The 7,210-nt window shown below is 34.8% G+C and carries 10 protein-coding genes; all 10 read right to left on the reverse strand.

Translation table 11 applies throughout. The annotated features are described in order from the left end of the window. Window positions 1-118: 118 nt before the first annotated feature. Window positions 119-370, reverse strand: a complete 252-nt coding sequence (locus tag FILTAD_RS15560; RefSeq protein ID WP_238988273.1) for a phosphatase — start codon at window positions 368-370, stop codon at window positions 119-121. Between the two features lie 68 nt (window positions 371-438). Further along, on the reverse strand, window positions 439-888 hold the full coding sequence (locus FILTAD_RS15565; RefSeq protein ID WP_124071876.1) for a hypothetical protein: 450 nt from the start codon (window positions 886-888) through the stop codon (window positions 439-441). Window positions 889-980: 92 nt separating this feature from the next. Further along, window positions 981-1,667: a VC0807 family protein gene (locus FILTAD_RS15570; RefSeq protein WP_124071877.1), complete on the reverse strand. Its 687-nt coding sequence runs from the start codon at window positions 1,665-1,667 to the stop codon at window positions 981-983. Window positions 1,668-1,827: 160 nt separating this feature from the next. Continuing rightward, complete coding sequence (locus FILTAD_RS15575) at window positions 1,828-2,337, reverse strand: hypothetical protein (RefSeq protein ID WP_124071878.1); 510 nt, start codon at window positions 2,335-2,337, stop codon at window positions 1,828-1,830. A 284-nt stretch (window positions 2,338-2,621) separates the two neighbouring features. Beyond that, a complete protein-coding gene (locus FILTAD_RS15580) occupies window positions 2,622-3,644 on the reverse strand; it encodes a serine hydrolase domain-containing protein (protein ID WP_124071879.1) in 1,023 nt (340 codons plus the stop codon). A 300-nt stretch (window positions 3,645-3,944) separates the two neighbouring features. After that, window positions 3,945-4,334: a hypothetical protein gene (locus FILTAD_RS15585; RefSeq protein WP_124071880.1), complete on the reverse strand. Its 390-nt coding sequence runs from the start codon at window positions 4,332-4,334 to the stop codon at window positions 3,945-3,947. A gap of 105 nt (window positions 4,335-4,439) precedes the next feature. Beyond that, a complete protein-coding gene (locus FILTAD_RS15590; RefSeq protein ID WP_124071881.1) occupies window positions 4,440-4,700 on the reverse strand; it encodes a hypothetical protein in 261 nt (86 codons plus the stop codon). Window positions 4,701-4,849: 149 nt separating this feature from the next. Then, window positions 4,850-5,845, reverse strand: a complete 996-nt coding sequence (locus tag FILTAD_RS15595) for an anti sigma factor C-terminal domain-containing protein (RefSeq protein ID WP_124071882.1) — start codon at window positions 5,843-5,845, stop codon at window positions 4,850-4,852. After that, window positions 5,842-6,339: an RNA polymerase sigma factor gene (locus FILTAD_RS15600; RefSeq protein WP_124071883.1), complete on the reverse strand. Its 498-nt coding sequence runs from the start codon at window positions 6,337-6,339 to the stop codon at window positions 5,842-5,844. The genes FILTAD_RS15595 and FILTAD_RS15600 overlap by 4 nt, the downstream gene beginning before the upstream one ends. Window positions 6,340-6,567: 228 nt before the next feature. Further along, window positions 6,568-7,014 (reverse strand): site-2 protease family protein, encoded by a 447-nt coding sequence (locus tag FILTAD_RS15605; protein WP_124071884.1) that lies wholly within the window; start codon window positions 7,012-7,014, stop codon window positions 6,568-6,570. Window positions 7,015-7,210: the final 196 nt, after the last annotated feature.

Raw genomic sequence — 7,210 nt, forward strand, 5'->3', positions numbered from 1 at the left:
ACACTGATAACATTTAGTTTCCAAAAAGTATTCATTTGCGCCTCCCTATAAATCGCCGGTTGTTTAAATCATACAATAATTCATTTCATAATCTGGCCCTGATTGCAGAAATAATCTATCAAGCCTTTCTTTCTTGTATCACTAATAGAACAATGCCCACAATTGCTAATAACACAGCTATTATTATTGGTAAGGTACCTACTTCCCTTAGGGCAGTTCCAAAAATTCCATATTCAGTACTCCAACCTTGACCATCAACACCTCCAAGACTTAGAGAATAAATTGATGCTGATATTAAAGCTGAACCATAAATTATGGCACTCGATGATAACAAAATCAGTCCAATATTGGTATTTTTAATTTCAATCACCCCTTGCTTGTCTTATGTCGCTATATGGCCCTTTAACGGCACAATCTTTATTCCAGAAAAGCGCCCTTTTATTGAATAACGATATTCCCTACATATTCGGCATTTCCACTATCAGAAACAAGATTTATCACAATTATATATTCTCCGTTTTCATTCGGTAAATTAAACGTGTTTTTATTAATCTCTAGATCGATTTGTTTATCATTCTGTTTAACATAACCACTTAATTCTTCGATTTTAAAATCTTGACTGTCAAATAATATATCCACTTCATTGCCGGAATTAAAGTACAGTGGATTCTGTTCTTTTCCTAATGCTAGAACGTTTTCAGTCTCTTTTGTATATTTTTCATCAGTTTTCCAATTTACATTCGCAGCTTCTAATTTTCCTTCGTTTGATAAATCGGAATTACTTTGAATAGTGACAGTGGGAGGGGAATAATCATAATCCTCTCCGAAACAACCTGTTAGGGTTGAAACAAATAATAATCCAATAAGTAATTTAAAATATAACTTCATACTTGACCTTCCGATGATTTTTTAATAAAACAAACGAATTAAATGGCCCGATTACTGATGAACCTTTTTTACACTCAATGGCTAGTAACTGTTTAAAAAATTTCATCAGTAGATAATGGCGTTTTCTTGTCTTGTAATTTATCTTGCTGCCCAGCAAGAAATCTTTGTACTGGGATATTAATATAAATGAACATACCCGTAATCAGCATCCAGAAAAACCAACCCGCAATTTGCTTGTACAGCAACATTCCACCATAACCATCAATTCCATATTTGTTCAGGAGGAATACTGTTAACCCTGCCATAAAAAGACCCCTGACAATGAAAACAACCTGAATTAATTGAAACCAATTAAAGATTCCTTTTTGAAAAAATAATGTTGCGCTATCTTTTCGTGCATAGCCTTGTAAATATGCAAAATCAACAGCAAAGTATAAGGAAAAAGGACGCTTAACTATCAAGGCAATAAAGTAAATAACTATATAAAATAGACCTAAATATACACCATTCCATATCATCTGCTCTGCTGACCCTGATAGCAGATTAACCATAGTTCCTAGTGCCAATGAGCCTATGATAAATAATCCTGCTATATTAAATTGCTTTTCCAAGATAAATCGATAACAGGTATAAATAAATCCCGGAATTGTTGAAATCAGCATTGTTGCATAATCTCCAAAAGGTTCCTTGCCATAATTCCATACAATGTAAGGTAATATTGCATAAAAAACCAAATCCAATAAAATCAACTTTTTATTTAACCCCTGTTTTTTTGCCATATAAATACCCTCCACTTTTTCCTAGTCAGCTTCGCATCCCCTTATACTTGTAGTAGTTTTAATTTCACAATTTGGCCCGATTCAGGCACAATGTTTCCCCAACAACTGCGCCTGATTATTAAGATATTGATTATTTTTCCTTTACTTTTTCCTCATTGGTCTATAGGAATTTGTACAAATACGCAACGTCTGCTTCTTCTAACCACTTCGGAAATCCGCCATCTTCGGATCTAGCGCAACTCAGCGAATCTCCATCTGTTCCTTTCCACATAGCCAAACACGTAGGTTTTTCCTTCTCCAAGGTTGTTTTTTCTTCTATCATCCTGCACATGGCGCTCATCGTCATCTTATCGGGTTGCTGCCAACGAACCAATCCAGAAGGCACACCAATCATCATGTTCAATTGATTATCCCCACCTCTGATTTCACTCGTACCGAAAGAGATAATCACGTCTTTGTATGTTCCATTATGATCTCCCCAGGATTTCATCTCATCGCTGATCAATTTACCCTTTTTATAAGTCTCCACCGAGAATGTCAAAACTTCGCCTCTGTCAATTTTTCCGTCCAACTTGAAGTATTCGATAGATCCTGCACCCGTCTTACTGACCAACTGAATTTCTTGTTCGCTTAATTCATATGGTTCGACCGTTATTATTTCGGATTTCATCGACCCTCCTTCGCCTGCACATCCCTACAATAAAAAAATGAGCAACACAGATAAGGTTACAATACGCAATCCATATCCCTCCTGAAAAATCATAGAGTCATAAATCCCCCTTTTCTATACCCGTATTCCGCTAAAGGCTCCGTTTAACGCAAAGTCCGGCAACGCTCATAATTTTAAAATAACTATGTTCTTTTATTGCGACCAACTGAGTACGAATATACACCGAATGAATTAGCAAAAGGGACTAACTTATTAGTCCCTTTTGCCATTACCTTCTTTTTAATTTATAAGATATTTTCAATTTCTTTCAGGAGTTCATAAGCACCTTCTGACTCGTTGGAGCAGACTACAATTATAGTTTTAGTCACGGGATAGTACACCTCACGGAAATTTACGCCAGGGTCATATCCCATCTGGATATACTTAACTACCTCTTTATCGTCGTCTAATTCCATATAACCGCAATAGCCATAATAAATATCATCCTCTGCAACAACTGTCACACGCGGTTTTAATAATGTTTGAGTCATCTCTTTAGACAACAGCTGGTTGTTCGTTAAGGCCTGCCAAAATCTAACCCTGTCTTCAACCGTAACGTAAGCACCCCCATCCGGTCCCCCTTTTGCGGGCAAAGAGTAAATGTTTGTTTTCCATTTCCCTTCAGGTTCCTCGATGTAGCCAAGTGCGGTTCTTTCCGGTAAACGATCCATTTCGAAGTATCCGGAGTCTTTCATACCAGCTTTATGAAAAATACGTTCCTTAATGAATTCGGTAAAATTGCATTGGGATACTTGTTCTACAATAAGACCAAGTAGTATATAACCAGCATTGTTGTACTGAAATGCACTTTCGATCCTTTCTTGCATTTGTTCATACTGGAACATTGGTAGGAAATCTTTTGGAGAACGAATATGGTACATTGGACGTGATTTCCATAATAATTCAAAGTCATCCATTATATCTTCATTAAAATAGTCACACACACCTGATGTATGTGTTAGTAAGTGATGAATAGTAATATCTTGGTCAAAATGCGGAAATTCTATATCAATGTAGTCTTTTAATTTTGATTCAAAAGAGATTTTTCCATCCTCTACTAACATGCAAATAGCAACTGATGTAAATATTTTACAACCTGAAGCAATTGCAAACCTGGTGTTCGGCTTGTTCTCAATCTTTTCCGGGAAGTTTGCGTATCCGTTACTTCCTTTTAGGACTTCATTGGTTTTTCCCGCGTAAAAGGCACCGGAAAATAGTAGCTCATCTTGCTTTTCTTTTAGGTAGTTCAATTTCTTTTCTTTATTCATTCTAACTCCTCCTGGATTCTTTTTATGTTTTTGTTATCTCAAGAGAATCCAGTTAGTTCGTTCACACCAAATAACGTACTATCATACAATTTCCTCCTCGTACTTGTTCATTAACCAAATTGTATATGAACATTAGGTGACATGCAATCCCAATATTCAGTCAAGAGTGATAGTTAAAGGAACTTAGTATACGGTTATTCATAAATATCCAAAGTGCGCTATTCAGTAAAAGCACCCTTTTGTTTTAGTTCGTTATTCAAATAAAACCCCGTTACATTAATTATAACTATCCCAATACAATCACTTACTTCTCAAATCAAAACTTTCGCTCGTATCGTTCCATTCTACTTTTATAACTAACTCATCTTCCGCACTTGTAGAAGGACTATTAGAACTTAATGATTTGTAGTAATGTATGCCTTCCTGATTTAATGTAGCATCATTTACACTGTGATTGATTACTTCATTATTTTTTGATTCCACAAAATAACGAAATGTGTCAATCTCTCTTAAGTTATTTCCTTTGTTATTAAGCTGAAATTGATATGTTTCTTCTCCATTAGTTTGATGAACGGTTACTTCAGCTGACCAATTTTCACCCTCCCCAACAAACGTTAAATCATTATTATTCGTATTGCACGCAGATAACAGAGACACCAGAAATACGATTAGTACAAAAGATCTTTTCAAAGTATTAAATCTCCTATAATTAGTAATTTCCCGTAATACTTTTTTCACATTAACTGGCCTATTGTGGTACAACCCATACGACAACCGCGCCCATTTGTTGAACAATCATTGTTCATCCAAAACTTTCTGAGCAAATTCCCTTTGGATACGCCTTCTAAAAATAATTGTTAGAGTTAAGAAAAGAATTGGTGCTAAACCCAAGAATGACAAGGGCGGATTAACACCTGCGAAGTACATTGAAATAGGCAAACTTGCAATAAAAGAAATTAACATTGCTCTCCATGAACGCTTAAGAATAGCGAAGGAAAAAGAATAGAATGTTAAAAATACAGTAGTTGCCATTATTATTGGAAGCAGTATTCCCACTTTAAACACCTCCTAACTTCACAATCTAGTCCAGATTTCGATAAATGTTTTTACGGCTATCGCGCCCGATAATTGAATACCCTCAGTAATAAAAAACCAGCTGTAAAAGTTCTTGTGATAATTACAAATCTTTTTTTACTCCGGTATTTCTAATAGAGATTAATGGTTGCCCCAATTATTGAGGCCCGAATGATTTTTAAACCCTGAAATCTTTCTAGCTCCTTGGGCGTTCCAGAAACAACCACACCCGAAATTCGAAGGTCATCAATCTTCGGTAAAGCCTTCGGATTAATTACGTTAACCATTTCTTGAGCCGTAGACTTGTATTTCCCTTCCTCGCTTAATTGTTTAATGTTCCTTAGAAACATTTCAGCTGCTTGGCTTAAGTCATTCCCCCATACCTGAAAGCCGTCAGCCGATGGACCATCCATTATTCTAAGAAAGGAGTCAGATTTTATATCGTTAAGTCTATCTTTTGTAGCCGTTTTAACCCAAACCCAGTCGATATTTTCGGATCCCATCAGATTTTGAACTTCTTTAAGCGTGTATGGTTTATCAAATGATAATGCCACCTCTGCCAAAGTATTATCATCTAATTTTGTTGCAATTTCTAACTCATTAGGTAAATACTCATATTCAAGTTGAGGATAATAGAAGTCAACTTCTCTTTCACCAGTATAGTTATTATAGTGTACTTGCCGATTAAACCTTTCACTAAATCCAGTTTTCTCCGTAAACCGTTCATTATCAATAACATTTTTTCTTCCGATAAAGGGGATTTCTACTTCTTTTTTGTTCCAAACAATTTCACGATCACCTATAGTCTTTTTAACTGTAATATGTTCTACAACACTCAGATTTAAGAATCCGTATACGTTCATCCCACCATCCATATAAACGTTTGCCCCGTTAACTTGACTAAATAAAAACTTGTCGTCATTAACAAGTCGCTTTTGGAGAAGATATTGCCCACCACAAAAAAGCGCATACAGTACGATGATTGTGCTTAAAACGCTAATGACAAGATATTTAATGGTTTGTTTCCATTTCGCTTTTTTGATCACTTTTTGAAACGATGGGCCGGTAACAAAATCTAACTCTTTGTTATTTTTTTCTGTTTCATGTTTGTTGTTATGATCACTCATCTGTTTGCCTCCCTGTACAGTTTTGCAAATTGCTTCCTTGCCCGAAATAAGGAAGTTTTTACGGTGTTAACTTTCATATCCAGAATTTCAGATATCTCATCGTACTTTAAATCCCATATGTATTTAAGAAGCAATAATTCCCTATATGTTGGTTTGAGTTTAGATAAAATATATTCAATGTCAGACAAACGTTCGTTGCTTAAGAGAATTTCCTCTGGTAAATCTTTTAAAAGTGTTTTTACTTGATCCTCTTTTAGGTCAAGCATGACCCTATTATTTTTACGATACTGATCATGATGATAATTGATAGCCACACGGATTAACCAACTACGGATTTTGGGGGTTCTTATTGAATCATAATACTGAAGAAATTTATAAGCCGTTTCTTGCACAATATCTTCGGCATCTTCATGGGATATTTTCAATTTCCTTAGATAACGATAAACAATATTCAGTTCCGTATTTAAACTCTTTAGGTCGTCTAAATTATTCATTTCTCCCCCCCCTGTGGTTATAAGACGAATGACGAAGAGAAAAGTATACAATTTTATTTAATTAATCAAAAGCGATTCTGGAATAGACCAGAATCGCTTTATAAATCAATTTTATATATTTTCTTATTCAGTAATCAATGGCCCGGTTATGGCACATTGCTATGCAGCAAAAGCGCCCGATTGTGTGATCTTTCATCCTAATAATACAAGAAACAAAGTATTAATCATTTAACTTTTATATAACTCTCCTAACTGTTTACCATCACTAAAACCAATAATCGTATTTAAGGGAATTAGATTAATTACCACATTTAAATACGACACAAAAATAAAACTATCTATGTAACTTCTGAATACAAGAAATTCATAATCCGTTAATAAATGCAATATCAGTGCGGATAAAAAGTTGAAAACTACACCGCCTAATATAAATAAAGTCTTTTGATATTTACTTAGTACTTCAAGGTTTTCAGGGGTAACTTTGCCGCCCAAAAAATAAGCTTTTCTTATATTAAAGTTATTTTTACTCCAAAATATATCACCATTACCGATGGAGAAGTCACTAATTTTCCCACCATATATTTTCAAAAAAAACGCATGTCCGGATTCATGAATTAGAGCAATAATTGGAAAGATAAATAAAGCAATAACTATGAAGTTTATGAAGAAATCCATTTTACCATCCTTTCTTTTATTTTTTGTAAACCTTTCGCAATCTGGCTCGATTGAAGCACAAATCTTATACCGTTAAAGCGCCCGTTTGAGGAATATAGCTCATTTAAAATGCTATGTTATCTTAGTGAAAAATTAACTTTCTTTCCAAATAAGGAACCGCTGATGACATAAATTATTGTAATGATGATAGCACTAA

The sequence above is a fragment of the Filibacter tadaridae genome, from assembly GCF_900609045.1.
Classification (GTDB): domain Bacteria; phylum Bacillota; class Bacilli; order Bacillales_A; family Planococcaceae; genus Sporosarcina; species Sporosarcina tadaridae.